The following is a 25,208-nucleotide window of genomic DNA, read 5'->3' as shown; positions in this document are numbered from 1 at the left end:
TCGGCCCCCTCTCGGTCCGTGCTGCTCAGCTCACGGTGACGGCCGGTTCTCCGGACCCGGCTCCGTCTTTCTCCATCTGTTCGGCGATCTTCATCGCCTCCTCGATGAGCGTCTCCACGATCTTCGACTCGGGCACGGTCTTGATGACCTCGCCCTTGACGAAGATCTGGCCCTTGCCGTTGCCGGAGGCGACCCCCAGATCCGCCTCCCGCGCCTCCCCGGGACCGTTGACCACACACCCCATGACCGCGACCCGCAGCGGCACCTCCATGCCCTCCAGGCCCGCCGTGACCTCCTCGGCCAGCTTGTACACGTCGACCTGGGCGCGCCCGCAGGACGGGCAGGAGACGATCTCCAGGCGCCGCTGCCGTAGGCCCAGGGACTCCAGGATCTGGGTGCCGACCTTGATCTCCTCGACCGGAGGAGCGGACAGGGAGACGCGGATGGTGTCGCCGATGCCCTGGGAGAGCAGCGCACCGAAGGCGACGGCCGACTTGATGGTGCCCTGGAAGGCCGGCCCCGCCTCGGTGACGCCCAGATGGAGCGGGTAGTCGCACTGCGCGGCGAGCTGACGGTAGGCCTCGATCATCACGACGGGGTCGTTGTGCTTGACCGAGATCTTGATGTCCCGGAAGCCGTGCTCCTCGAAGAGCGACGCCTCCCACAGGGCCGACTCGACCAGCGCCTCGGGGGTCGCCCTGCCGTACTTCTGCAGCAGCCGCCTGTCCAGCGAGCCCGCGTTCACCCCGATCCGGATCGGAGTGCCGTGGTCCTTGGCGGCCTTCGCGATCTCCTTCACCTTGTCGTCGAACTGCTTGATGTTGCCCGGGTTCACCCGGACGGCGGCACAGCCCGCCTCGATCGCCGCGAAAACGTACTTCGGCTGGAAGTGGATGTCCGCGATCACCGGGATCTGCGACTTCCTGGCGATGGTCGCGAGCGCGTCGGCGTCGTCCTGCGTCGGGCAGGCCACCCGGACGATCTGGCAGCCGGACGCCGTCAACTCCGCGATCTGCTGAAGCGTCGCGCCGATGTCCGACGTACGCGTCGTCGTCATCGACTGCACCGACACCGGGGCCCCGCCCCCCACCGCCACCGGCCCGACATCGATCTGCCGCGACACGCGTCGCTGCGCTATCGGCCGGGCCGGCACCTCGGGGACTCCCAAGGGAACGGCGTTCATCGCTTCACTGCTGCTTTCCGCTGGTCATGGTCTCGCGTGCGGCCCTCAGGGACTCCTTCAACGAGCCCATGGTGGCGAGCACGGCGGTCGGTTCGTAGCCGCAGTGCGCCATGCAGTTGGCGCAGCGGGGGTCCTTGCCTCGGCCGTACTGGTCCCAGTCGGTCTCCTCGAGCAGTTGCCTGTACGTGGCCACGTACCCGTCGCTCATCAGGTAGCACGGCTTCTGCCAGCCGAAGAGGGAGTAGCTGGGGATCGCCCACGCGGTGCACGGGAAGTCGACCTTGCCCTCCAGGAAGTCCAGGAAGAGCGGGCTCTGGTTGAGCCGCCACCGCCTGCGGTTGCCGCCCGAGAAGGCCTTCTTGAACAACTCGCGGGTCTGCTGGACACCGAGGAAGTGCTCCTGGTCGGGGGCCTTCTCGTAGGCGTAGGCGGGCGAAAGCATCATCTCGTCGACCTTCAGGTCGTCGTTGAGGTAGTTCAGCACCTCCACGACGGTCTGCGGGGTGTCCGTGTTGAAGAAGGTCGAGTTGGTGGTGACCCGGAAACCGCGCCGCTTGGCCTCCTTTATGGCCGCCACCGCCTCGTCGAAGGTGCCCTCCTTGGCCACCGAGGCGTCATGCCGATCGCGCAGGCCGTCGATGTGCACCGCCCAGGCGAAGTAGGGGGAGGGCTTGAACTTGTCCATCTTCTTGCGCATCAGCAGCGCGTTGGTACACAGGAAGACGAACTTCTTCTTGGCCACCAACTGCCGCACGATCTCGTCGATCTGCGGATGCATCAACGGCTCTCCACCCGCGATGGACACCATCGGGGCGCCGGACTCGAGTACCGCTCCCACGGCCTGGGCGACGGGCATGCGCTGCTTGAGTACGCCTGCCGGGTGCTGGATCTTCCCGCAGCCCTCGCATTTGAGGTTGCAGGCAAAGAGTGGTTCCAGCTCTACCAGCAGCGCGAACTTGTCCCGCTTCCTGAGCTTTTGTTCAAACAGATATGTAGCGACCTTGACGGTCTGACGCAACGGCATGGCCATCTGGCTCACCTCCGAGGGAGCAGCAAAGTACGGTGCCATTCGAAGAAAGCGGGAAGGACGGCACGAAGAACGCGGAAGGCTGATATTCCACCGCGCAACGTGCCGATCCGGACGAGTTCATGTTCAGGAGCGTCCACGACCACCCGGACGGCCGCAACCGGGCGCGCGCTCGCGCGTACGGCGCTGTGGATCGTGGCCGCGGATTCCATGTCGACCGCGATCGCACCGGTCGCAAGCAGTTCCGACCGCTCCTGGCCGCGGACGACATGGTCCGAGCCGGTCAGCGGCCCGGTGTGGACGGTGCGCCCCGGGAGGGTACGGACGAGCTCCTTGACCAGCAGGTCGGTGCCCACGCAGGGGGTGGTGCCGCGCGGGTCCCGGGTCTCCTCGGCGACCACCAGGTCGCCGGGGTGCATCCCGGGAGCGAGCCCCGCGCAGAAGCCCGTGGCGAGTACGGCCGCCCGGGCGAGGGCCGGCTCGGCGAGCGCCCGGCTGACCGAGCGTTCGGCCGACCGAGGGCCCATACCCGTACGAAGTACGGTGAAGGGCCCATCGGCGCCCGTCCGGCCACCACTGCGCAGAGCGAGCTGCTCGATGCCGAGCGCGCAGGCGATCAGCAGCTGGGCCGCGGCGGGCTTCTGGCTCATCGATCAGCTCCCCTTGACCTCGGCAAACGGCTCGCCGTGGACGTAGCGACCGAGCGCGGTGAGCGGGAAGACCTGCCGGTAGAGGTGGTAGTTGATGGAGAAGTCCCAGGGGAAGCCGGTGCCGGTGAAGTACGGCTCGTCCCAGGATCCGTCCTCCTTCTGAGTCTGGGCGAGGAACTCGACGGCACGTTCCACGGTCTTGGAGTCGCTCTCCCCCGCCGCCAGCAGCGCGAGCAGCGCCCACGCCGTCTGCGAGGCCGTGGAAGCGCCCCGACCGTTCCACTTTCCCGCCTCCTGGTACGAGCGCAGGTCCTCGCCCCAGCCGCCGTCGTCGTTCTGGACACTCTCCAGCCAGGCGACGGCACGGCGGATCGCCGGGTGCGCGCCGGGGATCCCCGCGGCGATCAGTGCGGGCACCACCGAACCGGTGCCGTAGACGTAGTTGACGCCCCAGCGTCCGAACCACGAGCCGTCGGGCTCCTGTTCCGCCAGCAGCCACTTGACGCCGCGGCGGGTGCGGGGGTCGTGGGAGTGGCCCTCGATGGCGAGCATCTCCACGACGTGACCGGTGACGTCTGCGGACGGCGGGTCGATGACCTCGCCGAAGTCACAGAACGGCAGCCGGTTGGGGAACCGGCTGGTGTTGTCGACGTCGAAGGCGCCCCATGCGCCGTTCTTCGACTGCATACCGAAGTTCCAGCGCACCCCGCGCCCGATCGCCTTCTCGACCCGCTCCGCATCGGGGTGCTTGACGCGGCGCAGCGCGAGGACGACCTCGGCGGTGTCGTCGATATCGGGGTAGTTGTCGTTGTGGAACTCGAACGCCCAGCCACCCGGCGGCAGTCCGGGACGTCGCACCGACCAGTCGCCCGGTCGGACGATCTCCTCGCCGAGCATCCAGTCCGCGGCCTTCACCAGCTGCGGATGGTCGGCGGGGACACCCGCGTCGGCAAGCGCGATGGTCGCGAGGCAGGTGTCCCACACCGGGGACTGGCACGCCTCGATCATGCGCGCGCCGTCCTCCCGCCATACGGCGAAACGGTCGAGCGAGGCGAGACCCTCGCGCATCACGGGATGCTGGAGGTCATAGCCGAGCAGGTGCAGGGCGATGATCGAATACACTGCGGGCGGCTGGATCCCGCCCCAACAGCCGTCGTTCTCCTGCCGCTCGATGATCCAGCGGGCGGCGGAGTTGACGGCAGCCCTGCGCAGCCCGCGCGGAGCGACCTTGCGGAACTGGTGCAGCGCCTTGTCGAGCCGCTGGAAGACGCCATCCCAACTGGTCGCAGGGGCAAGCGCCTTGGCGGGCCTGGGGTCGCTCGGGTCGGTGTGCAGCTCTTCGAGCGGGAAGGGCGCGGGGCGCACCGGGCGCTTCGCGCAAACGATGGTGAGCGGAACGATGGTCTGCCGCGCCCAGCATCCGAAGTCGTAGATGTTCAGCGGCATCCACTTGGGGAAGAAGATGATCTCCGGCGGCATTTCGGGCAGGTCTTCCCACCGCCACCAGCCGAACAGGGCGAGCCAGATTCGGGTGAACACCCGGGAGGCAGCGATGCCGCCCTGCTCACGGACCCACGCGGACGCCTTCGCCATGTGGGGCTCGTCGGGCGCATCGCCGGCCAGGCGCAGCGCCACGTAGGCCTCGATGGTGGAGGACAGTTCGCCGGGTCCGCCGTAGAAGGTGGCCCAGGTGCCGTCGTCACGCTGCTCGCCGCGGATGAACAGGGCGGCGGCTTCGGTGGTCTTCTCGTCGCTGATTCCAAGGAACTGACGGAGCAGCAGGTCCTCGGCATCCATCGTGACGTTCGTCTCGAGGGTGCCCTTCCACCAGCCCTGGGCGTCCTGCCGTGAGAGCAGGAAGTCCGTCGCGCGCCGCATGGCGAGCTCGGCGGCCTCTCGAGTGCCAACCCTCCCGGGCTCCTCCGGGAGGGGTTCGTTGGTGTCGCTGGCCGAGGCAGCGCGGGGCGACAGGGCCCCGGTGCTTCCGTCGGTCGTCGCTGTCATGGCTTCCCCTTCCTGCAGTCGTGCAAGTCGTGCTGCTGTGGGTCCGCCGTCGACCGGTGCGCGTCAGTGAGAGTGAGGGAGGAGTCGAGAGCGTGGGCGCACCGGTCGGCGACTAAGCGAGGTGTATTCGACCGATAGTGATCATCTCTTCCTTACGACGACGAAGTCGGCGAGCGCCGTGAACTGCGCGCGCACCTCCTGGGGCATCTGGACCGAGTCCAGGGCTTCGATGGCGATCGCGTGCTGGCGGCGTGCCTCCTGGGCGGTCCATTCGCGGCCGCCCGCCTCCTCGATGAGCGCGGCGCGCGCGGCGAACTCCTCCTCGGAGAAGTTCTCGAAGTCGGTGCTCTTGGCGTCCTCGGCGAGGATCTCGCCGAGCCGCTCGGAGGCGGGTCCGCCCGCCGCAAGCGCGGCCACGACCGGCAGGGACTTCTTGCGCTGACGCAGATCGCTCCAGGTCTGCTTCCCGGTGGCCTCCGGGTCGCCCCAGATACCGAGGAGGTCGTCGACGGCCTGGAAGGCGAGGCCGAGGTGGTGACCGTACCTCTCCAGCGCGTCGGCGGTACGGTCGTCCGCGCCACCGAGGACCGCGCCTACGGAGGACGCGCAGGCGAGCAGGGCGCCGGTCTTGTTGCCCTCCATCTCCAGGCACTCCGCGACGGTGACGCGGTCGCGGTGCTCATAGGAGATGTCCTGCGCCTGGCCGTCGATCAGGGCGCGGGTGGCGGTGGCCAGGCGCCGGGCGGCACGCCCGGCCTCGACGGTGCCGAGTTCCAGCAGGACCTCGTTGGCAAGAGCGAACAGAGCGTCACCGACGAGGATGGCCTGGGCCGGACCATGCACCTTCCACACGGTGTCGCGGTGGCGGCGCTGTTCGTCGCCGTCCATCAGGTCGTCGTGCAGCAGGGAGAAGTTGTGCACCAGCTCGACCGCGACCGCGCCGGGCACGCCCACCTCGGGGGCCTTGCCCGCGACCTGGGCGGAGAGCAGCGCCAACGCGGGGCGCACGGCCTTGCCGCCATGGCCTTCCGCCGGGTTGCCCTCGGCATCGATCCAGCCGAAGTGGTAGGCGGCGACGGTGTCCATGGGCGGTGCCAGGCGGTCGACGGCCGCCCGCAGCACCGGTGCGGCCAGGGTCCGGCCGCGCTCCAGGAGCGCGGACACGTCCACCGCGTCGGCAGCCATCTCGGCCGGGGGCACAGTGGGCACAGTCTCTCCTCTTGTTGCGATACCGGGAGTGCGGGGGCCTCTCTCGTGCGGGTCGACGCTCATGCCGCCTCCTCGAAAGGGTCGGGGAGGCGGGCGTCGGCCCGGCCCAGGGCGTCCAGTGCGGCGCTCGCCGCGCTGACGCCGCTGCGGACCGCACTCTCCATGGTCGCGGGCCACCCGGTGGCGGTCCACGCTCCGGCCAGGTATAGGCCGGGTGCCTTGGTGCGGGCACCGGGCCGCAGCCGCCCGACGCCGGGGGTGGGGGCGAACGTCGCCGTACGCTCCCGGGTCACGAAGAAGTCCTTCACCTCGGCGCCGCGGGTCGCGGGCAACAGCCGTCGAAGTTCCGGTAGATAGCGGTCGCGCAGTACGGCGACGGGCTCGTCGATCTCGTCCTGCGCGGTCGACTGTGACAGCGCGAGGTACTGGCCCTCGCGCAGCCCGGAGGCCTCGGTGCGGTCGAAGACCCACTGCACCGGGGAGCCGAGCGCGGCGAAGAACGGCCGCCCCAGCACCTTGCGGTCGTAGACGACATGGACGTTGAGGATCGGCGCTGTGCCGATCTCGAGCAGCCGCTCGGGGGCGTCGAGAGCGCCGGCGGGCAGCAGGTCGTGGGCCTCGCGCTGCGGGACGGCGAGGACCACCGTGTCGGTCTCGATGCGCTCACCGGGAACCTGAACGCTCCAACGCCCGTTCCCCTGAGGGGAGATGGAGGTGACGCGTGTACGGACCTCGACACGGACGCCCGCGGACTCGAGCGCCTTGCGTGCCAGCCGGTCGTGCAGTTCGCCCAGCGGGACGTGGGCCCAGCCGATGTCCGCCGCGCCCGGGTCGGACAGCAGACCCGTCTTGAACACCATCGCGGCGAGCCCGAGCGAAGCGTCCGCGGCCACCGCGTTGAGAGTGGCGACCCCGACCAGGTCCCACAGTGCCTCGACGGCACGTGCCGACTGGCCGTGCGCGGCGAGCCAGCCGCCGAAGTTCTGCGTGTCGAGCGCGGGGTCCGCGAGGTCGAGTCCTCGCAGCGCCAGCGCGGCACGCCCGACCTTGGCTCGTTCGGCGAGCGAGAGATGGGGGTAGGTGGCGAGGCTGCGCCCAAGATGCAAGGGCACGGGCAGCGCGTCACGCCGAAGTCTGCCGAGCCGTCGTCCGGGCGTGGCGTTCGCGTCGAGAACGGGCACGTCGAGACGATCCTGCAGGGGTGCGAGCGCGGCGGCGTCGATCCGGTCGAGGAACCAGCGGTACGCGGTGCAGCAGCGCAGATAGACGTGCTGCCCGTTGTCCACGGTCAGGTCCCCGCGCTGGAAGGAGAACGCGAGACCGCCAAGGCGCGGGCGCCCTTCCAGCAGAGTGACACGCACCCCGGCGTCGGCAAGCGCGAGCGCAGCCGTGGTCCCGGCGAGTCCGGCGCCCACGACCACGGCGGACGTCCCGCGGGCAGAGGGCTTCTCCGGGCGGTCCGCAGTGTCCGCGGCTTGGCCCTCGGGCCGTGTGCCGTCGCTCATCGTGCTCCCTCCCCTGCCGGTCCGCCGTGGTGATTGAACGATGCACGGCGAGCCGTCTCCGTCAGGGACGCCGCGCCGGACCGGAGGGTTGCCTGCCGCTTTTCGCGGATGAAATCGCCTGGGGCCGGCTTATCCATCAGACACGCCTCCTGACGGTCCGCCGTGACACGTTCCGGGCGTCGAGGCCCGAGAGTCCGCGCACCGCGACGAACGCCTTCTCACGGCCGGGCAGCGAGACACGACCGCGCAGCACGGCCTCCGGCGCGCGCTCGATGCGGTCCAGCAGCCGTCGGTAGATGCCGGCCATAGCGGCGACACAGGCGCCGCTGCGCCGGTCGAGGAGGGGTAGCAGCCGGTAGCCCTCGGCGAAGAGGGCACGAGCACGGCGCACTTCGAAGTGCACAAGCCCTGCGAAGTCGGAGCCCTCCGGCGGGGTCGGCCCGCGGAACCCGGCCGAGCAGCCGAACTTGGCGAGGTCGTCGGCGGGTAGGTAGACGCGGCCGCCCTCGGCGTCCTCACGAACGTCCCGGAGGATGTTGGTGAGCTGCAGCGCGAGCCCGAGAGTGTCCGCGTACTCGGGCCCGCGCTCGGCGCCGCGCGCCCCTGGTTCCGTGCCGAACACTCCGAGCGAGAGCCGCCCGATGGCCCCGGCCACGCAGCGGCAGTAGACCTTCAGGTCGTCCCAGGTCTCGTAGGTCTCGCCGCGTACGTCCATGAGGACGCCGTCGATGAGTTCGTCGAGGCCGTCGAGCGGGATCGGGAAGTGCCAGGCGGCATGGGTGAGGGCGACCGCCACCGGGTCGGTGTCGTCCTCGGCCACCTTGCCGTCACGGATCCGGGCCAGCAGCGCCCGGGTCTCCTCCAGCCGCACCTTCTTGACGTCGGCCGCCAGCGCGCCGTCACCGATGTCGTCGACCCGTCGGGAGAACGCGTACAGAGCAGACATCGCGCGACGCTTGGGCGTCGGCAGGAGTCTGATGCCATAGGCGAAGTTACGGGCCTGCTGCCCGGTCACGGCCTCGCAGTAGCTGTACGCGGCGAGTACCGGCGGGGACACGTGCTGTTCCGACTCCACGGTCCGGATCACCCCTCTCCTCGCAGGGTCACGCCCACCTCGCGCAGCAACCGGAGCCTGCCGGGCTTGGGGGGGCCGGGAAGTACGTCGTATTCGGCGGCGGTGATCGCCTGGATCGCCGCCCTTCCTCCCGCCACGAAACCCGCAAGCAGCAGCCTCAACCTGCCGTGGACGCTACCCACGAGGGGGGCGCCTTCATTCAGGAGATCGCGGGCGCGTTGCGCTTCGTACGCGACCAGTGCGCGCACCGATGCGCCTGCCGTGTCCATGGCGAGGTCCGCCTCCTGGACATGAAAGCGCTTCATGTCCTCGGCGGGGAGGTAGATGCGGTCACGGCCGAGGTCCTCGGCGACATCCTGAAGGTGTTCCACGATCTGCAGTGCCGTGCAGATGGCGTCGGAGCGCCGGATGCGCTCGGGAGTGGACGTGCCGGTGACAGCGAGAACCAGGCGTCCGACCGGGTTGGCGGACAGTTCGCAGTAGGCGAGAAGGTCGTCGTAGGTCTCGTACCGCGTGACGAGCTGGTCCTGACGATTGGCGGCGATCAGACCGAGGAACGGCTCCGGAGTGAGGCCGGCGCGCCGGACGGTGGTCTGTAGGCGGGCCACAAGAGGATGCCGCGGCGTCGACTCGAAGACCCTGTGCAGGTCCGTCTCGAGGGCGTCCAGAAGCGCGAGGCGGTCCTCCGTTTCCTGCGGCGACACACCGAGGAGCCGGGCGTCTGCGCCACCGGGCGCGAGGTCGCCGTCGCCGATGTCGTCGACGAGACGCGCGAAGCCGTAGACGGCCATCAGATCCGCACGCCAGACCTTGGGTAGAAAGAACGGAGCCACGGGGAAGTTCTCGTCCGCGGCTTTGTCGAGGGTGTCGCGCTCAGGGTCGCCGATGCGCGCCGTCCCAGCTGCGGTCACCGCTCGCCACCCGACGCGGAGACGGCACATGCCTCGCGAAGCCGGAGACTTTCCGTAGCCATTGCCGTCACATCTCCCGTTCTACACCGCTGACCCAATACACCCTATTTCGGACACGCCGCCCGACCGTCCGCGCAGTGCGGCAGGTGTGAGGGTGCAGGGCATTATCGCCCCACTTGCCGCGAATCAGGACCGTTACAGCTTACGTTGTACAACGCAATGAGCATCCGCGGGGTGTCCTGCACATCACAACAACACACCGATTGGCGTCAAGATTCCCAAGACCAAACGGAGTTGGCGTTTCCCTTGCAGACGCAGGGCCCCGCCGGAGCGTTCCGGCGGGGCCCTGGGCGTCGGGGCTACTTGCCCGTGAACTTCTCGTACTCCTTCAGGACCTCTTCGGTCGGGCCGTCCATGCGCAGCTCGCCGCGTTCCAGCCACAGGACACGGTCGCAGGTGTCGCGAATCGACTTGTTGTTGTGGCTGACCAGAAACACCGTGCCGGCCTGCTTGCGCAATTCCTTGATGCGGTTCTCGGAGCGCTTTTGGAACTTGCGGTCACCGGTGGCCAGCGCCTCGTCGATCATGAGGACGTCGTGGTCCTTGGCCGCCGCGATGGAGAACCGCAGCCGCGCCGCCATGCCGGAGGAGTAGGTGCGCATGGGCAGCGTGATGAAGTCGCCCTTCTCGTTGATACCGGAGAAGTCGACGATCTCCTGATAGCGGGCCTTTATCTGCTCTCGGGACATGCCCATGGCGAGGCCGCCCAGGATGACGTTGCGCTCGCCGGTCAGGTCGTTCATCAGGGCCGCGTTGACGCCCAGGAGAGAGGGCTGGCCGTCGGTGTAGACCTTGCCCCGCTCGGCCGGCAGCAGTCCGGCGATGGCGCGCAGCAGCGTGGACTTCCCGGAACCGTTGGAGCCGATCAGACCGATGGCCTCGCCGCGGTAGGCGACGAAGGAGACGCCCCGGACCGCGTGCACCTTGCGCACGCCGCGCGCCGCGTCGTCGGATCCTCGCTTGAGGATCCGGCTGAGGGCTGCGGTGGCGCTGCCCTTGCCGGTCTTGGCGCCGTTGACGCGGTAGACGATGTGCAGCTCGTCCGCGATGACGGTGGGGACCCGTGCCCCGGTGTTCTGCTCAGCCACGGCCGTACCGCTCCTCCGCCTTCCAGAAGTACACGAACCCGCCGGCGAACACGACGACGGCCCAGAACAGCGCGAGGGCCCAGACGTGCGGCGGGAGGTTCGAGGCGCCGTAGTCCTTGATGAGCGCGAAGCGCATGAGGTCCATGTAGACGGCGGCGGGGTTCACCTGCAACGCGCGCATGACCCACTCGGGCCGGCCCTGGAGCATGGTGTTGATGGAGAACATGACGCCGGACGCGTACATCCAGGTGCGCAGGAGGAACGGCATCAGCTGGGCGAGGTCCGGGGTCTTGGCGCCCAGCCTCGCCACGATCATCGCCAGGCCGGTGTTGAAGAAGAACTGCAGCACCAGAACCGGGACGATCAGCAGCCAGGACATGCTCGGGTAGCTGCCGAACCCCATCGCCACGACAAACAGCACGATCATCGAGAAGAGCAGTTGCTGGAGCTGCTGCAGCGCGAACGAGATGGGCAGGGAGGCTCGCGGGAAGTGCAGGGCGCGCACCAGGCCCAGGTTGCCGGAGATCGCGCGGACGCCGGCCATGACGGAGCTCTGGGTGAAGGTGAAGACGAAGACACCGGTCACCAGGAACGGGATGTACGTACTGAGCGCCATGCCCCGGCCGGCATGCATGATCACGCCGAAGATCAGGTAGTACACCAGCGTGTTCAGCAGCGGGGTGGCGACCTGCCACAGCTGGCCGAGCTTGGCCTGGCTGTACTGGGCGGTGAGCTTCGCCTGGGAGAAGGCGAGGATGAAGTGACGTCGGCCCCACAGCTGGCGGACGTAGTCGACGAGCCCGGGCCGGGCGCCGCTGACCGAGAGCCCGTACTTGGCGGCCAGCTCGGTCGGGGTCAGTCCTTCATCGGGCGACGGGCGGGCGCTCACCGCGACTCCGCCGTCATGCGTTGTCTCACTCACAGGTTGGAAAACTTTCCGTCTTCGGGATGCACAGCCTGCTCGGGCGTGGGCGAGAGCCGGAATCTGGGTCCCGCTCCCGTCCGCGTGCTGTCGAGTAAAGAGCTTGTCAGATGACGGGAGGGCGGCCCAGTCGGGTCAGGCGCCATACCGTACGCCACTTCATGGGCCGCCGGGTCCCGCACGGGGTCGCCCAGCCTTCCCGGAATCCGCCGAACCACGCCTTCAGTGCGGCCCGCGAGGGGCGGCGCAGCAGCGTGAGCAGCATCCAGACGCCCAGGTAGACCGGGACAAGGAGGGCGGGGAGGTTACGGCGGGCCAGCCAGACCCGGTTGCGGGCGACCATGCGGTGGTAGACCGCGTGCCGCGAGGGGGCGGTCGTGGGGTGGTACAGCACCATGTCCGACCGGTAGTCGATCAGCCAGCCAGCGTTCAGTGCCCGCCAGGCCAGGTCGGTCTCCTCATGGGCGTAGAAGAACTCGCCCGGCAGACCGCCGACCTCGGCGAAGACCTTCGTACGGACGGCGTTGGCGCCGCCGAGGAAGGTGGTGACCCGGGAGGACCGCATCGGGTCGGAGGCGCGCAGCCGCGGCACATGGCGCCGCTGGGTCTCTCCGGTGTCGGGGTCGGCGATGCGGAAGCTGATGATGCCGAGGTGCGGGTCGGCGGCGAAGGCCGCACGGCACAGCTCGGCGGTGTCGGGGCGGGCGAGCAGACCGTCGTCGTCCAGGAACAGGAGGATGTCGACGTCGGTGCCGCCGGGGCCGAAGGCCTCGATACCGACATTGCGGCCGCCGGGAATGCCGAGGTTCTCGGGCAGTTCGACCGTGCGGACGCCGTCGGGGACGTCCGGGACGGGCGAGCCGTTGCCGACCACGACGACTTCGACGGCATCGCCGTCCTGCTGGGCCACCGAATCCAGGAGGGCGCGAAGCTCGGCAGGGCGGTTGCCCATCGTGATGATGACCGCTCCGACCTTCGCGCCCTTGGTGGGGCCGCTCACTTCAGCCTGCTGGAGGCGAGGACGGACACGAGGTGGAGCAGTGTCTGCAGCAGGGCGATGCCGGCGAGTACCGCGACGCCGAGCCGGGAGAAGAACAGGTCGCCCCGGACCTGGTCCACGATCGCCAGGACCAGGATCAGCAGGGATGCCTCGATCCCGAGGATCAGCCGGTGGAACTTCAGCGCGGCGGCGGCCTTGCGGGCCAGTGCCATGCCGGACGAGCGCGGCTCGGAAGCCGCCTCCTTGACCGGGGGCAGCCCGCCCTGGTGACGGGCGACGCCCACGAGATCGGTCTCAGCCTTGATCAGGATGGCGCCGAGGGCGGCGAGGGTGCCGAGGAAGGCCCACAGCCAGTCGATCCGCCCGGAGCCCCACAGGTCGGCGGCGCGCAGGCCGAAACCGACCAGGACCGCCGCGTCGGTGAGGTAGGCGCCGACCCGGTCGAGGTACACCCCGGCGAGTGAGTACTGCTTCTTCCAGCGGGCGAGCTCGCCGTCGACGCAGTCGAGGAGCAGATAGAGCTGGACCATCACCACGCCGAGCACGGCGCCCGCCACGCCCGGCACCAGCAGGGCCGGGGCGGCGAGTACGCCGAAGACGGTCATCAGGTAGGTCAGCTGGTTGGGCGTGACCCTGGTGTTCACCAGGTAGCGGTCCACCCGCAGCGAGATCTCCCGCATGTAGAGGCGTCCTGCCCAGTGCTCACCGCTGCGCCGGTCCTTCACCCCTTCCGGGTGAACGACGGGGCGTAGTTCAGCTACCGATGGCCTTGACATAGTCGGCGTATGCGTCCTTGATCTGGTTGGTCTTCAGGTCGAGGTGTTCGAGGATCGTGTAGCGGCCGGGTCGGGTCTGCGGGGCGAACTCCACGACCTCGACGAACTCGTTCACGGTGAAGCCGATCTCCTCCGGGAGGACCGGGAGGCTGTGGCGGCGCAGCACGTCGGCCATCCGTCCTGCGGTCTCGTAGTCGCCCCGGAGGAAGGTCGCGAACACACCGCCGAGGCCGCACTGCTCACCATGGAGCGCGCTGCGCTTGGGGAAGGTCAGGTCGAAGGCATGGCTGATCTCGTGGCAGGCGCCCGAGGCCGGACGGCTGTCACCGGCGACGGACATCGAGATGCCGCACAGCACCAGGGACTCGGACAGCGTCGTCAAGAACGCGTCGTCGCCCACGCCACCGGGGTGGCGCAGTACCGCCTCAGCGGCCTGCCGGGCCATCGCGGCGGCGAGACCGTCGATCTGCTCGCCGGTCTCACGATGGGACAGCTCCCAGTCGGCGACGGCGGAGATCTTGCAGATCACGTCGCCGATGCCCGCGCGTACGAACTTGGGCGGCGCCCCGCGGATCACATCGAGGTCGATGACGATGCCGATCGGGTTCGGTACGCCGTAGGAGCCTCGGCCGGCGTCGTTGTCGAGCGTCGCGACAGGTGAGCACAGGCCGTCGTTGGCGAGGTTGGTGGCCACGGCGACCAGCGGCAGGCCTACACGCGCGGCCGCGTACTTGGCGCAGTCGATGATCTTGCCGCCGCCGAGACCGATGACCGCGTCGTAGCGACCGGCCTTCTTGATCGACTCGGCGAGCTTCACCGCACCGTCAATGGTCCCGTCGGCGTCCTCGAACCAGTCCGCCTGCGGGAACGACGAGGCGAAACGTTCGCGCAGCACCCGGCCGGAACCACCGCTGATCGCGAAGGCCAACCGGCCGGAGGGCGCGATGCGCTGGTCGGACAGGATCGTCGCCAGATCGTCGAGCGCTCCCGGCCGGATGTCGACGACGACCGGCGAGGGGATGAGCCTCGTCAGTACCGGCACGCGATCTCCCGACCCTTGGCGAGGTCGTCGTGGTTGTCGATCTCGACCCACGGGACGTCACCGATCGGCGCCACGTCGATCTTGAAGCCGCGGTTGACCAGCTCCTGGTAACCGTCCTCGTAGTACAGCTGCGGGTCCCGCTCGAACGTGGCCTTCAGCGCGTCGGCCAGCTCCGCGGCCGCGTCGCCCTCGATGAGCGTGACGCCGATGTACTCGCCGGTCGCCTCGGACGGCTCCATCAGCTTGGTGATCTTCTGGACGCCCTTGGCGGGGTCCACGACGACCTTCATCTCCTCGTCGGCGAGCTGCTTCACCGTGTCGAGGGCGAGGATGATCTTCTTGCCGTCGCCGCGGGCGGCCAGCAGCGTCTTCTCGACGGAGACCGGGTGCACCGTGTCGCCGTTGGCGAGGATCACACCGTCCTTGAGCGCGTCACGGCCGCACCACAAGGAGTAGGCGTTGTTCCACTCCTCGGCCTTGTCGTTGTCGATGAGCGTGAGCTTCAGGCCGTACTTCTGCTCCAGGGCTTCCTTGCGCTCATACACGGCCTCCTTGCGGTAGCCGACGATGATCGCGGCCTCGGTCAGGCCCACCTCGGCGAAGTTACCGAGGGTCAGGTCGAGGACCGTGATGCTGTCCTCCTCGCCCTCGGGCCCCACCGGCACCAGAGCCTTGGGCAGGGTGTCGGTGTAAGGGCGCAGACGCCGTCCGGCGCCGGCCGCCAGCACGAGGCCGATCATGCAGGTTCTCCTTCATCGTGTACGGCGGGCGCGCCACCCTTGTGGGCGGCCACCCAGAAGCGGATGCTCTCGACGAGCACCACCAGGGCCACGCAGACGGCGAGGACCGTGAGCGCGAGCTTGAACAGAGCCGCCGTGAGCAGCGCGGCCAGGACCGTGACGAGCAACGTCCGGCCTTCGTGTCCCCCGATCGCGCGCACCAGCCAGGACGGCGGCGCACCGGCGTCGCCGCGGATGCGGTACACCGTGTCGTAGTGATGGTAGGCGACTGCCGCCACCAGCCCGAACGCCGCCGGAAGCGCTCCGTTCACCCCCGCTTTGGCCGCCAGGATCAGGACAGTGCCGTATTCGGCGGCGCGGAAGAACGGGGGGATCAGCCAGTCGAGGGCGCCCTTGAGGGGGCGTTCGACCGCCTCGGCCGACGCGAGGACGTACGCGCCCGCGCACAGGACGACCTGCCAGCCTGCCCCCCAGAGCCAGGCGGAGAGTACGACGAGGACGCCGCCGACAGCGGCACTGAGGGGTGCCGTCACACGGACCGGGCCCCGCAGGGTGCGCGCCAGCAGTTCGGCCAACGGCCCGCTGTCCGCCAGGTCCGCCAGCGCATGCGCCGCGCGGTCCGTGCGCCTCGCCTTGCGTGCGATCGAACGCAGTGCCCGTCCCGCCGTGGTGTACGCCGCGGCGAACGCGCAGCCGATGAGCAGCGCGTAGAAGGTGATGCGCGGGGTCGTGGCCGCCGTCAGGACAGCGATCATCGCCCAGCGCTCACCGATCGGCAGGATGATCATCCGGCGCACCCAGACCGTCCAGCCGACGCTGTCGAGGCGGTCCGAGAGGGCGGCGGTGGGGCTGGTGCTCGCGGTCGCGTCGTGGTTCGCCTCGTTGAAGGAGAAGTCCACGACGTGCCGGCAGGTCTGCAGGACCATCGCGCCGAGGGCCAGCGCCCACACGTCGTCGCCGCCGCGGGCCGCGCCGAGGGCGAGACCGGCGTAGTAGGCGTACTCCTTGGCGCGGTCGAAGGTGGCGTCGAGCCAGGCGCCGAGCGTGGAGTACTGCAGCGAGTAGCGGGCCAGTTGGCCGTCGGTGCAGTCAAGGACGAAGGAGAGGATCAGGAGGATGCCCGCGGCCACGAAACCGGCGCGGGTGCCGGTGGCCGCGCTGCCCGCCGCGATCAGGGCGGTGACCAGCGAGGCGGTGGTGACCTGGTTGGGGGTGAGACCCCGGCGGGCGCACCAACGGGCGATGTAGCGCGAGTACGGGCTGATGAAGTGCGTGGTGAAGAAGCCGTCGCGGGCCTTGACCGCACTGCGCAGGCGGACGGCCTCGTCGTCGACGGCGGCAACCGCCTGGCGGGCCTCGTTACGGGCCTGGGGGTCGGTGGGGACCGTGGCGACCAGCGTGCCGAGGTCGGGACGGTGGACCGGGACGCCGTCGGTGTCGAGAGCCGCGGTGATGCGCTCGGCGAGGCTGGTGGCACCTGCCTGCTCGCCCGGGGCCGAGGTCTGGGGGGACGACGCCCCCTGCGCCGCGGCGGAGTACTCGCGGGCAAGGGCTCGCGTGAGTGCCTCGCGTGCGGTCGGCTGGACGGTGACGGCGCCGGGCAGCGCGGCGGCCGGGAAGCGGGGGTCGGTGAGACCGAGGCGCAGCGCGTGCGGGTGGCCCACGAAACGGGCGTCGACGATCGCGACCCGCTGGTTCGCCGGCACCGCGGCGAGGAGTGTCTCGGTGTCACCGGCGTCGGTGGCGACCCGCACGTCGAAGCCGAGCGACCGCAGATCGCCCTCGAGCGACGATCCGGGGACCGGCTGGCCGGTGAGGATGGCGGTCGACAGACGAACTCACTCCCTGAGGCCCGACGCACACGGGCGCCGGTCTTTATGTGTGGTGCGAACACCCGGGAAACGGGCCGGGCAGCATGTCGGCAGAGGCTATCGGATGCCTGGAGGCCGATATTCACCGACCGTTCATGGGCTGATTCGACGCGGTCCGCAGGGCCGCCGCCGCGATCATCATCGGGGATCGAAGGGGCGCGCCACAAACCGTGAACCCGAAGCGGCACATACAGGACATTGCACCCAAGGATCATTGGCATATGAAGGGCATAGCTCATGAAAACGGGCGGATGTAGAGCCGAGAGAGACCACGTCGAGGCATGAAGCGGCTGCGCGGGAGCGCACCGGCGCCGACTGTCGTTCACCGGGCGGGCCTAGGGTGAGGGACCATGACATGGTTGATCACTGGCGGGGCCGGATACATCGGGGCTCATGTGGCAAGGGCGATGGCTGCCGAGGGCGAGCGCGTGCTCGTCCTGGACGACCTCTCGGCCGGCGTGCAGGGACGGCTCCCGGCGGGCATTCCGCTCATCCAGGGCTCCACGCTGGACGGCGAGCTGTTGAAGAAGGTCTTCGCCGAGCACGCGGTGACGGGGGTGGTGCACCTCGCCGCGCGCAAGCAGGTCGGCGAGTCCGTGGCCCAGCCGACGCGCTACTACCAGGAGAACGTGGGCGGTCTCGCCACGCTGCTGGACGCGGTCGCGGGGGCGGGCATCAAGCGGTTCCTGTTCTCCTCGTCCGCGGCCGTCTACGGCAACCCCGACGTGGATCCCATCACGGAGGAGACGCCGTGTGTCCCGATGAGCCCGTACGGCGAGACGAAGCTCGCGGGCGAGTGGCTGGTGCGGGCGGCGGGCCGGGCGCACGGCATGGCGACCGTGTGTCTGCGCTACTTCAACGTGTCGGGCACGGCCGAGCCGGAGCTGGCCGACACGGGGATCTTCAACGTCGTACCGATGGTCTTCGACCGGCTGTCCCGGGGCGAGGCCCCGCGGATCTTCGGCGACGACTATCCGACGTCGGACGGCACCTGTGTCCGCGACTACATCCACGTCGCCGACCTCGCCGACGCGCACCGCGCGGCGGCCCGGCGGCTGGCCGCGGGCGCGACGGGCGATCTGACCGTGAACATCGGCCGCGGCGAAGGCGTCTCGGTGCGTGAACTCGTCACGCTCATCGGAGAGGTGACCGGCGACCCCACACCCCCGATCGTCGGGCCCCGCAGGCCCGGTGACGCGCCGCGCGCGGTCGCGTCGGCCGCGCTGGCCGAGCGGGAGCTGGGCTGGAGCGCGCGGTACGGGCTGCGCGAGATGGTGGAGTCGGCCTGGCAGGGCTGGCTGCTGCACCACCCGCAGGCCCGCCGCGACTGACCGGAGCAGACCCCCTCCCGTCCGGTAGAACACCTGATCAAAGTACGGGAGCGGGGTTCCCTCTCCAAGGCACCGGGCAAGATCAAGTAGTCGGCCGCTTTCGATCTCTGTTCCGCGAGAGCGGTACATCCCGTCCGGGCAGCCGGGACGGGACATGCGGGTCGGCACGAAGCCGAGGGCGCCCGATCCGTACGGCAGACTTGGGGCTGAAGAACCGATGCGAAGGATGGGTATGCCGATCACACCTGCCACTGCGACGAACCGTGCGTCGAACGGCACCACCGAAACCATCTTGCTGGAGCTCGTCGACGAGAACGGCACCACGATCGGCACCGCGGAGAAGCTCGCCGCCCATCAGGCGCCCGGGCAGTTGCACCGGGCGTTCTCCGTGTTCCTCTTCGACGAGCACGGCCGCCTGCTGCTGCAGCAGAGGGCGCTGGGTAAGTACCACTCCCCCGGTGTGTGGTCCAACACCTGCTGCGGCCACCCCTACCCGGGCGAGGCCCCGTTCGCGGCGGCTGCCCGGCGGACGTACGAGGAGCTTGGGATCTCCCCCTCGCTGCTCGCCGAGGCGGGCACGGTCCGCTACAACCACCCGGACCCGGACTCGGGCCTGGTGGAGCAGGAGTTCAACCACCTGTTCGTCGGGTTGGTGCAGTCCCCTGTGCGCCAGGACCCCGATGAGGTCGCCGCGACGGTCTTCGTGACCCCGCAGGAGCTGGCGGAGCGGCATGCGAAGGACACGTTCTCGGCGTGGTTCATGACGGTCCTGGACGCCGCCAGGCCGGCGATCAGGGAGCTGACGGGCTCGTCCGCGGGCTGGTGACCCAGTGGTCCGTCCGGCCCACACGGCCGGACGGACTCACACGGTCCATACGGGTTTGAGCGGCAGAGCGGCCCACATCACCTTGCCGCCGCTCGCGGTGTGCTCGACGTCGCACATCCCGCCCGCCTCTCTGGTGATCTCGCGGACCAGGAGCAGTCCGCGGCCACCAGTCCTGCCGTGGTCGGCCTCCAGGGCACTGGGGCGGTAGGGATGGCTGTCCTCCACGGCGACCCGTACCCACTCGGTGCCGACGGCGACCTCCACGGCAAGCATCGGCGACAGCAGCGCCGCGTGCCGGACGGCATTGGTGACCAGCTCGGAGACGATCAGCAGCAGGGCCTGCACGGTGTCCTCCGAGGCGGGCACTCCCTGGCGGCCCAGCAGATCACGGACGGCGTGCCGCGCCTGGGGCACCGAGGCGTCCACGGCAGCGGCGGTGAACCGCCAGACACCCTCGTACGGCAGCGGTCCCGGCGCTCTGCCGTCGTGCGATACGTTCCCGCCACTCTCAGGGCGCGGGCCGGACCCTCGCCCTTGGTTCTCCATCGTCCGGTCGCCACCCTTGCGCTCGATTGTCACCACACGTCGAGTGTTGGGAACGCGCTGGTCCGCGCCGAAACACTGACCACAAGTCAGCAGGTATCGACGACATCTGACCGCCAGTGCATGACCTGGTCGGTCGTGTGACCACTCCTGTTCCCCGTTGCTTCGCCTTCGGAACTCTTCGGGTTGTACTGCTTCACCGCCCGCCCCGCCCTGTGCGTCCCGGGGCGTGCGGATACCATCCGGCCCATGGAGCCGCAGCTGCTGTACAGCGTCACCGACGGGGTGGCGAGCGTCGTCATCCACCACCCGGCCAAGCGGAACGCCATGACGGCCGGCATGTGGGAGGCGCTGCCGCCCCTGCTCGAGATGTCGGCCGCAGATCCGGGCGTACGGGTGCTGGTGCTCACCGGCGAAGGTGGGACGTTCTGCGCGGGCGCCGACATCTCCACGCTGCGAGGGTCACCCGAGAAGGCACAGACACTGGCCGTACGGGCCGAGGAGGCGCTCGCCGCGTTCCCGAAGCCGACGCTGGCGGCGGTCCGCGGCCACTGCGTGGGCGGAGGCGCTCAGCTGGCGGTGGCCTGCGATCTGCGATTCGCGGACCAGGACGCGCTGTTCGGAGTGACGCCGGCCAAGCTGGGAATCGTCTATCCGGGGTCCGCCACCCGTCGGCTGACCTCGCTGGTGGGCCCCGGGACGGCCAAGTACCTGTTGTTCTCGGGCGAGTTGATCGACGCCGAGCGGGCGCTGCGCACGGGGCTGCTCGACGAGGTGCTACCGGAGGACGAACTCGACAAGCGGGTGGCGGAGTTCACGCGCCTGCTCGTCTCACGCTCCCAGCTGACCCAGGCCGCGGCCAAGGAGTTCGCGAACGGCCGGACGGACCGGGACGCGTACTGGGCCGGGCAGGCACGCGGCAGCGGCGACACCACGGAGGGCGTCGCCGCGTTCCTGGAGCGCAGACAGCCTCGGTTCACATGGACTGGTGCCCCGGCAGGCACCCGCGCCGCATCAGACAACGTTTGCCCGTAAAGGAGCGGCGGCCGCTGCGGCCTCCGCACGATCGCGATCCGCATGAGCCGCGCCCATACCCCGACATTCCTGCCGTGCGCCTGGCCGCTCCTGATGTGACGCGGCTCAGGGAGTCGGCGGGCGGGCTGCCGACCAGGGGCGCTCCTGGTCGACGTCTTCGCCGAGGGGCGGGATCGGCGAGGAGTGACGCGGCCGAATGACGCCCTGAATCCCCGTTGTCGGTGCCACCTGCCACAATTGCCGCGCAACCTCAGTGGAGAAGGCGGTACGGGATCGTGACCACACCCCTCGTAGGGTCCATCGAAGGCAGGATCGCCGAGGAGCTCGGCGTACGGGAGCGGCAGGTGCGGGCCGCGGTCGAGCTGCTCGACGGCGGTTCGACGGTGCCCTTCATCGCCCGCTACCGCAAGGAAGCGACCGAGATGCTCGACGATGTGCAACTGCGCACGATCGAGGAGCGGCTGCGCTATCTGCGGGAGTTGGAGGAGCGGCGTACGGCGATCCTGGAGTCCGTGCGTGAGCAGGGCAAGCTCACCGAGGAGCTGGAGGCGCGGATCCGCGGCGCGGAGACCAAGGCGCGCCTGGAGGACGTCTATCTGCCGTTCAAGCCGAAGCGGCGGACGAAGGCCCAGATCGCGCGCGAGGCGGGTCTCGAACCGCTGGCCGAGGGCCTGCTCGGCGACGCGACGGTCGAGCCGCTCGCCGCGGCCGCCGCCTTCGTCGACGCCGACAAGGGAGTGGCCGACGCGCAGGCCGCGCTGGACGGCGCGCGGGCGATCCTCACCGAGCGTTTCTCCGAGGACGCAGACCTGATCGGCGAACTGCGCGAGCGGATGTGGGTGCGCGGGCGCCTGGCCGCCAAGGTGCGGGAGGGCAAGGAGGAGGCGGGCGCCAAGTTCGCCGACTACTTCGACTTCGCCGAGCCCTTCACCGAACTGCCCTCGCACCGGATCCTCGCCATGCTGCGCGGTGAGAAGGAGGAGGTCCTCGACCTCGTCCTGGAGCCGGAGGAGCCCGCCGACTCGTCTTCGGTTTCGTCGTCGTACGAGGGCATCGTGGCGAACCGTTTCGGGATCGCCGACCGTGGCCGGCCCGCCGACAAGTGGCTGACGGACACGGTCCGCTGGGCCTGGCGCACCCGTATCCTCGTGCACCTCGGCATCGACCTTCGCCTGAGGCTGCGCACCGCCGCCGAGGACGAGGCGGTGGCCGTCTTCGCGGCGAACCTGCGCGATCTGCTGCTCGCCGCCCCGGCCGGCACGCGCGCGACACTGGGCCTGGACCCCGGGTTCCGTACCGGCGTGAAGGTCGCCGTGGTCGACGCGACCGGCAAGGTCGTCGCGACGGACGTCATCCACCCGCACGTCCCGGCCAACAAGTGGGACGAGGCCATCGCCAAGCTGGCGCGCCTCGCCAAGGAGCACGCGGTCGAACTGATCGCGATCGGCAACGGCACGGCGTCCCGCGAGACCGACAAGCTCGCCGGTGAACTGATCGACAAGCACCCGGAGTTGAAGCTCACCAAGGTGATGGTGTCCGAGGCGGGCGCGTCGGTGTACTCGGCCTCCGCGTTCGCCTCGCAGGAGCTGCCGGACATGGACGTGTCGTTGCGTGGCGCGGTCTCCATCGCCCGCCGCCTCCAGGACCCGCTGGCCGAACTGGTGAAGATCGACCCGAAGTCCATCGGTGTCGGCCAGTACCAGCACGACCTGTCCGAGGTGAAGCTGTCGCGCTCGCTGGACGCGGTGGTCGAGGACTGTGTGAACGGCGTGGGCGTGGACGTCAACACGGCGTCGGCCCCGCTGCTCGCCCGGGTCTCCGGCGTCTCGTCCGGGCTCGCGGAGAACATCGTGAAGCACCGTGACGCCAACGGCCCGTTCACCTCGCGCACAGAACTGAAGAAGGTGGCGCGTCTCGGGCCCAAGGCCTACGAGCAGTGCGCGGGCTTCCTGCGGATCAGGGGTGGCACCGATCCGCTGGACGCGTCCAGCGTGCACCCGGAGGCGTACCCCGTAGTCCGGCGCATGGTGAAGACCTCCGGCCAGGAGGTGGCCTCCCTCATCGGCAACACGTCGGCTCTGCGCTCGCTGAAGCCGTCCGACTTCGTGAACGAGACGTTCGGTCTGCCGACCGTGACCGACATCCTGAAGGAGCTGGAGAAGCCCGGCCGTGACCCGCGCCCGGCCTTCAAGACCGCCACCTTCAAGGAGGGCGTCGAGAAGATCTCCGACCTGTCCGCGGGGATGATCCTGGAGGGCGTCGTCACGAACGTCGCCGCCTTCGGTGCCTTCGTCGACGTCGGCGTCCACCAGGACGGACTCGTCCACGTCTCCGCGATGTCCAGGACGTTCGTCAAGGACCCGCGAGACGTGGTGAAGCCGGGCGACATCGTGAAGGTGAAGGTCCTGGACGTCGATATTCCGCGCAAGCGGATCTCGCTGACGCTGCGTCTGGACGACGACGCCGCACCGCAGGACAAGCAGAACGGCGGTGGACGCCAGCAGGGCGGCGGCGGTGGACGCCAGCAGCGTGGCGGGCGTCCCCCGCAGCAGCGGCAGGGCCGTCAGGGCGGCGGCTCACGCCAGGCGCCCGCCCCGGCCAACAGCGCGATGGCCGACGCGCTGCGCCGCGCGGGCCTGCTCGACCCGAAGAACGGCCGCCGCTGAGACACCCGGGCCCGGACCCTCGCTGTGGCAGGAGGGTCCGGGCCTGTGTCCGTCGGACAGCCGGCTAGTGCTTCGGCACTAGCGTTCCGTCACCTTGCCGTCCGCCACCTCCAGACGGCGGTTCACCCGTACCGCGTCGAGCATCCGGCGGTCGTGGGTCACCAGGAGCAGTGTGCCCTCGTAGGAGTCCAGGGCGGATTCGAGCTGCTCGATGGCCGGGAGGTCCAGGTGGTTGGTCGGCTCGTCCAGGACCAGGAGGTTGACGCCCCGGCCCTGGAGCAGTGCCAGGGCGGCCCGCGTGCGCTCGCCCGGCGAGAGGGTCGCCGCCGGGCGCAGGACGTGGTCCGCCTTCAGGCCGAACTTGGCGAGCAGCGTGCGCACCTCGACCGGCTCCGTCTCCGGGACCGCCGCGTGGAACGCCTCCAGCAGGGACTCCGACCCGTGGAACAGTTTGCGAGCCTGATCCACCTCACCGATCAGCACGCCCGAGCCCAGGGTGGCACGCCCCGCGTCCAGGGGGACACGGCCCAGCAGCGCGCCGAGCAGCGTCGACTTGCCCGCACCGTTGGCTCCCGTCACCGCCACCCGGTCCGCCCAGTCGATCTGCAGTGACACGGGCCCGAGCGTGAAGTCGCGACGCCGTACTTCGGCGTCCGTGAGGGTCGCGACGACCGCGCCCGAGCGGGGAGCCGCCGCGATCTCCATACGCAGCTCCCACTCCTTGCGGGGCTCGTCGACGACCTCCAGACGCTCGATCATGCGCTGGGTCTGGCGGGCCTTGGCGGCCTGCTTCTCGCTGGCCTCGCTGCGGAACTTGCGGCCGAGCTTGTCGTTGTCGTTGCCGGCCTTGCGCCGCGCGTTCTTCACACCCTTGTCCATCCAGGCGCGCTGGGTCTGGGCCCGCTCCTGGAGGGCCGACTTCTTGTCGGCGTACTCCTCGTACTCCTCCCGGGCGTGCCGCCGGTCCCTCTCGCGTTCCTCCAGGTAGGCCTCGTATCCGCCGCCGTAGAGGTTGATCTGGTTCTGCGCGAGGTCGAGTTCGAGAATCTTGGTGACCGTGCGAGTGAGGAACTCACGGTCGTGGCTTACGACGACCGTCCCGGCCCGCAGGCCGCCGACGAAGCGCTCCAGCCGCTCCAGACCGTCCAGGTCCAGGTCGTTCGTCGGCTCGTCGAGCAGGAAGACGTCGTAGCGGGACAGCAGCAGCGAGGCGAGCCCGGCGCGGGCCGCCTGGCCGCCGGACAGGGACGTCATCGGCTGGTCCAGGCCGACGCCGAGCCCGAGGGAGTCGGCGATGTCCTCGGCACGCTCGTCGAGGTCCGCGCCACCGAGGCCGAGCCAGCGCTCCAGGCTCACCGCGTACGCGTCATCGGCACCCGGCGCCCCGTCGACGAGCCCCTGGGTGGCCTCGTCCATGGCGCGCTGGGCCTCGGCCACGCCCGTGCGACGTGCCAGGAACTCCCGGACCGTTTCGCCCGGCCGCCGCTCCTGCTCCTGTGGCAGATGCCCGACCGCCGCGGTCGGCGGGGACAGGCGTAGTTCGCCCTGCTCCGGGGCGAGCAGTCCGGCGAGCAACCGCAGCAGCGTGGACTTTCCGGCGCCGTTGGCACCGACGAGCCCGATCACGTCCCCGGGCGCGACGACGAGGTCGAGTCCGGAGAAGAGCGAACGGTCGCCGTGCCCGGCGGCAAGGTTCTTGGCGACAAGGGTGGCAGTCATCAGAGCGCCGATCCTAGTGCCCCGA

22 protein-coding genes are annotated in these 25,208 nt (G+C 69.8%); 4 read left to right on the top strand and 18 right to left on the bottom strand.

Annotated features, from left to right (window positions below):
* Positions 1-25: 25 nt before the first annotated feature.
* The 16 genes from ispG to ACWDEX_RS07225 all read right to left on the bottom strand — a co-directional run bounded on the left by ispG (position 26) and on the right by ACWDEX_RS07225 (position 17,024).
* Complete coding sequence (gene ispG / locus ACWDEX_RS07300) at positions 26-1,183, bottom strand: flavodoxin-dependent (E)-4-hydroxy-3-methylbut-2-enyl-diphosphate synthase (protein ID WP_450462244.1); 1,158 nt, start codon at positions 1,181-1,183, stop codon at positions 26-28.
* Between the two features lie 4 nt (positions 1,184-1,187).
* Positions 1,188-2,213, bottom strand: coding sequence for an adenosyl-hopene transferase HpnH (hpnH, locus tag ACWDEX_RS07295; RefSeq protein ID WP_450462243.1), 1,026 nt, complete (start codon positions 2,211-2,213; stop codon positions 1,188-1,190).
* A gap of 5 nt (positions 2,214-2,218) precedes the next feature.
* Positions 2,219-2,860, bottom strand: coding sequence for a phosphorylase family protein (locus ACWDEX_RS07290; RefSeq protein ID WP_450462241.1), 642 nt, complete (start codon positions 2,858-2,860; stop codon positions 2,219-2,221).
* Between the two features lie 3 nt (positions 2,861-2,863).
* Positions 2,864-4,864 carry a squalene--hopene cyclase gene (gene shc, locus ACWDEX_RS07285; protein ID WP_450462240.1) on the bottom strand — a complete coding sequence of 667 codons (2,001 nt, stop codon included), beginning with the start codon at positions 4,862-4,864 and terminating at the stop codon, positions 2,864-2,866.
* A 141-nt stretch (positions 4,865-5,005) separates the two neighbouring features.
* Positions 5,006-6,136: a polyprenyl synthetase family protein gene (locus ACWDEX_RS07280; protein WP_450462239.1), complete on the bottom strand. Its 1,131-nt coding sequence runs from the start codon at positions 6,134-6,136 to the stop codon at positions 5,006-5,008.
* On the bottom strand, positions 6,133-7,578 hold the full coding sequence (gene hpnE / locus ACWDEX_RS07275; RefSeq protein ID WP_450462237.1) for a hydroxysqualene dehydroxylase HpnE: 1,446 nt from the start codon (positions 7,576-7,578) through the stop codon (positions 6,133-6,135). Before hpnE ends, ACWDEX_RS07280 begins: the two co-directional genes overlap by 4 nt.
* A complete protein-coding gene (locus ACWDEX_RS07270; protein WP_450462236.1) occupies positions 7,575-7,715 on the bottom strand; it encodes a DUF6380 family protein in 141 nt (46 codons plus the stop codon). Before ACWDEX_RS07270 ends, hpnE begins: the two co-directional genes overlap by 4 nt.
* Positions 7,715-8,665 carry a presqualene diphosphate synthase HpnD gene (gene hpnD, locus ACWDEX_RS07265; RefSeq protein WP_450462235.1) on the bottom strand — a complete coding sequence of 317 codons (951 nt, stop codon included), beginning with the start codon at positions 8,663-8,665 and terminating at the stop codon, positions 7,715-7,717. The genes ACWDEX_RS07270 and hpnD overlap by 1 nt, the downstream gene beginning before the upstream one ends.
* Positions 8,662-9,564 carry a squalene synthase HpnC gene (hpnC, locus tag ACWDEX_RS07260; protein ID WP_450462234.1) on the bottom strand — a complete coding sequence of 301 codons (903 nt, stop codon included), beginning with the start codon at positions 9,562-9,564 and terminating at the stop codon, positions 8,662-8,664. The genes hpnD and hpnC overlap by 4 nt, the downstream gene beginning before the upstream one ends.
* Positions 9,565-9,923: 359 nt before the next feature.
* On the bottom strand, positions 9,924-10,712 hold the full coding sequence (locus ACWDEX_RS07255; protein ID WP_450462233.1) for an ABC transporter ATP-binding protein: 789 nt from the start codon (positions 10,710-10,712) through the stop codon (positions 9,924-9,926).
* Positions 10,705-11,634: an ABC transporter permease gene (locus ACWDEX_RS07250; RefSeq protein ID WP_450462232.1), complete on the bottom strand. Its 930-nt coding sequence runs from the start codon at positions 11,632-11,634 to the stop codon at positions 10,705-10,707. The genes ACWDEX_RS07255 and ACWDEX_RS07250 overlap by 8 nt, the downstream gene beginning before the upstream one ends.
* Before the next feature lie 106 nt (positions 11,635-11,740).
* Positions 11,741-12,586: a glycosyltransferase family 2 protein gene (locus tag ACWDEX_RS07245; protein WP_450462426.1), complete on the bottom strand. Its 846-nt coding sequence runs from the start codon at positions 12,584-12,586 to the stop codon at positions 11,741-11,743.
* A gap of 44 nt (positions 12,587-12,630) precedes the next feature.
* Positions 12,631-13,410, bottom strand: a complete 780-nt coding sequence (locus ACWDEX_RS07240; RefSeq protein WP_450462231.1) for a CDP-alcohol phosphatidyltransferase family protein — start codon at positions 13,408-13,410, stop codon at positions 12,631-12,633.
* Positions 13,388-14,452, bottom strand: a complete 1,065-nt coding sequence (locus tag ACWDEX_RS07235) for an iron-containing alcohol dehydrogenase family protein (protein ID WP_450462230.1) — start codon at positions 14,450-14,452, stop codon at positions 13,388-13,390. The genes ACWDEX_RS07240 and ACWDEX_RS07235 overlap by 23 nt, the downstream gene beginning before the upstream one ends.
* Positions 14,440-15,192: a phosphocholine cytidylyltransferase family protein gene (locus ACWDEX_RS07230; RefSeq protein ID WP_450462229.1), complete on the bottom strand. Its 753-nt coding sequence runs from the start codon at positions 15,190-15,192 to the stop codon at positions 14,440-14,442. The genes ACWDEX_RS07235 and ACWDEX_RS07230 overlap by 13 nt, the downstream gene beginning before the upstream one ends.
* Entirely contained in the window at positions 15,189-17,024 is a 1,836-nt protein-coding gene (locus ACWDEX_RS07225) for a DUF5941 domain-containing protein (RefSeq protein WP_450462425.1), read from the bottom strand. Before ACWDEX_RS07225 ends, ACWDEX_RS07230 begins: the two co-directional genes overlap by 4 nt.
* 389 nt (positions 17,025-17,413) lie before the next feature.
* On the opposite strand from ACWDEX_RS07225, the gene galE reads away from it, so the two are divergent.
* Positions 17,414-18,394, top strand: coding sequence for a UDP-glucose 4-epimerase GalE (gene galE, locus ACWDEX_RS07220; RefSeq protein ID WP_450462228.1), 981 nt, complete (start codon positions 17,414-17,416; stop codon positions 18,392-18,394).
* Between the two features lie 232 nt (positions 18,395-18,626).
* The gene (gene idi / locus ACWDEX_RS07215; RefSeq protein ID WP_450462227.1) at positions 18,627-19,220 is read left to right on the top strand and encodes an isopentenyl-diphosphate Delta-isomerase; all 594 of its coding nucleotides are present in this window, start codon (positions 18,627-18,629) and stop codon (positions 19,218-19,220) included.
* A gap of 36 nt (positions 19,221-19,256) precedes the next feature.
* On the opposite strand, the gene ACWDEX_RS07210 is transcribed toward idi, so the two are convergent.
* Positions 19,257-19,766, bottom strand: a complete 510-nt coding sequence (locus ACWDEX_RS07210) for an ATP-binding protein (RefSeq protein ID WP_450462424.1) — start codon at positions 19,764-19,766, stop codon at positions 19,257-19,259.
* 246 nt (positions 19,767-20,012) lie between these two features.
* Between ACWDEX_RS07210 and ACWDEX_RS07205 the strand changes: the two genes are divergently transcribed.
* Both ACWDEX_RS07205 and ACWDEX_RS07200 read left to right on the top strand, forming a co-directional pair.
* Complete coding sequence (locus ACWDEX_RS07205) at positions 20,013-20,798, top strand: enoyl-CoA hydratase/isomerase family protein (protein WP_450462226.1); 786 nt, start codon at positions 20,013-20,015, stop codon at positions 20,796-20,798.
* A gap of 275 nt (positions 20,799-21,073) precedes the next feature.
* Positions 21,074-23,464 (top strand): Tex family protein, encoded by a 2,391-nt coding sequence (locus ACWDEX_RS07200; RefSeq protein WP_450462225.1) that lies wholly within the window; start codon positions 21,074-21,076, stop codon positions 23,462-23,464.
* Positions 23,465-23,542: 78 nt separating this feature from the next.
* Here ACWDEX_RS07200 and ACWDEX_RS07195 read toward each other — a convergent pair whose 3' ends face one another.
* Entirely contained in the window at positions 23,543-25,183 is a 1,641-nt protein-coding gene (locus ACWDEX_RS07195) for an ABC-F family ATP-binding cassette domain-containing protein (protein ID WP_450462224.1), read from the bottom strand.
* Positions 25,184-25,208: the final 25 nt, after the last annotated feature.

Source organism: Streptomyces sp. NPDC001020, assembly GCF_053599115.1.
Note: the sequence above shows the minus strand (reverse complement) of the source record. Positions and strands in the feature narration are given on the sequence as shown.

What these genes read in the sequence shown, in the direction of transcription:
- ispG (WP_450462244.1), bottom strand. Translation starts at nt 1,183, where the DNA reads ATGAACGCCGTTCCCTTGGGAGTCCCCGAGGTGCCGGCCCGGCCGATA.
- hpnH (WP_450462243.1), bottom strand. Translation starts at nt 2,213, where the DNA reads ATGGCCATGCCGTTGCGTCAGACCGTCAAGGTCGCTACATATCTGTTT.
- ACWDEX_RS07290 (WP_450462241.1), bottom strand. Translation starts at nt 2,860, where the DNA reads ATGAGCCAGAAGCCCGCCGCGGCCCAGCTGCTGATCGCCTGCGCGCTC.
- shc (WP_450462240.1), bottom strand. Translation starts at nt 4,864, where the DNA reads ATGACAGCGACGACCGACGGAAGCACCGGGGCCCTGTCGCCCCGCGCT.
- ACWDEX_RS07280 (WP_450462239.1), bottom strand. Translation starts at nt 6,136, where the DNA reads ATGAGCGTCGACCCGCACGAGAGAGGCCCCCGCACTCCCGGTATCGCA.
- hpnE (WP_450462237.1), bottom strand. Translation starts at nt 7,578, where the DNA reads ATGAGCGACGGCACACGGCCCGAGGGCCAAGCCGCGGACACTGCGGAC.
- ACWDEX_RS07270 (WP_450462236.1), bottom strand. Translation starts at nt 7,715, where the DNA reads ATGGATAAGCCGGCCCCAGGCGATTTCATCCGCGAAAAGCGGCAGGCA.
- ACWDEX_RS07245 (WP_450462426.1), bottom strand. Translation starts at nt 12,586, where the DNA reads ATGGGCAACCGCCCTGCCGAGCTTCGCGCCCTCCTGGATTCGGTGGCC.
- ACWDEX_RS07240 (WP_450462231.1), bottom strand. Translation starts at nt 13,410, where the DNA reads ATGTCAAGGCCATCGGTAGCTGAACTACGCCCCGTCGTTCACCCGGAA.
- ACWDEX_RS07230 (WP_450462229.1), bottom strand. Translation starts at nt 15,192, where the DNA reads ATGATCGGCCTCGTGCTGGCGGCCGGCGCCGGACGGCGTCTGCGCCCT.
- galE (WP_450462228.1), top strand. Translation starts at nt 17,414, where the DNA reads ATGACATGGTTGATCACTGGCGGGGCCGGATACATCGGGGCTCATGTG.
- idi (WP_450462227.1), top strand. Translation starts at nt 18,627, where the DNA reads ATGCCGATCACACCTGCCACTGCGACGAACCGTGCGTCGAACGGCACC.
- ACWDEX_RS07210 (WP_450462424.1), bottom strand. Translation starts at nt 19,766, where the DNA reads ATGGAGAACCAAGGGCGAGGGTCCGGCCCGCGCCCTGAGAGTGGCGGG.
- ACWDEX_RS07205 (WP_450462226.1), top strand. Translation starts at nt 20,013, where the DNA reads ATGGAGCCGCAGCTGCTGTACAGCGTCACCGACGGGGTGGCGAGCGTC.
- ACWDEX_RS07195 (WP_450462224.1), bottom strand. Translation starts at nt 25,183, where the DNA reads ATGACTGCCACCCTTGTCGCCAAGAACCTTGCCGCCGGGCACGGCGAC.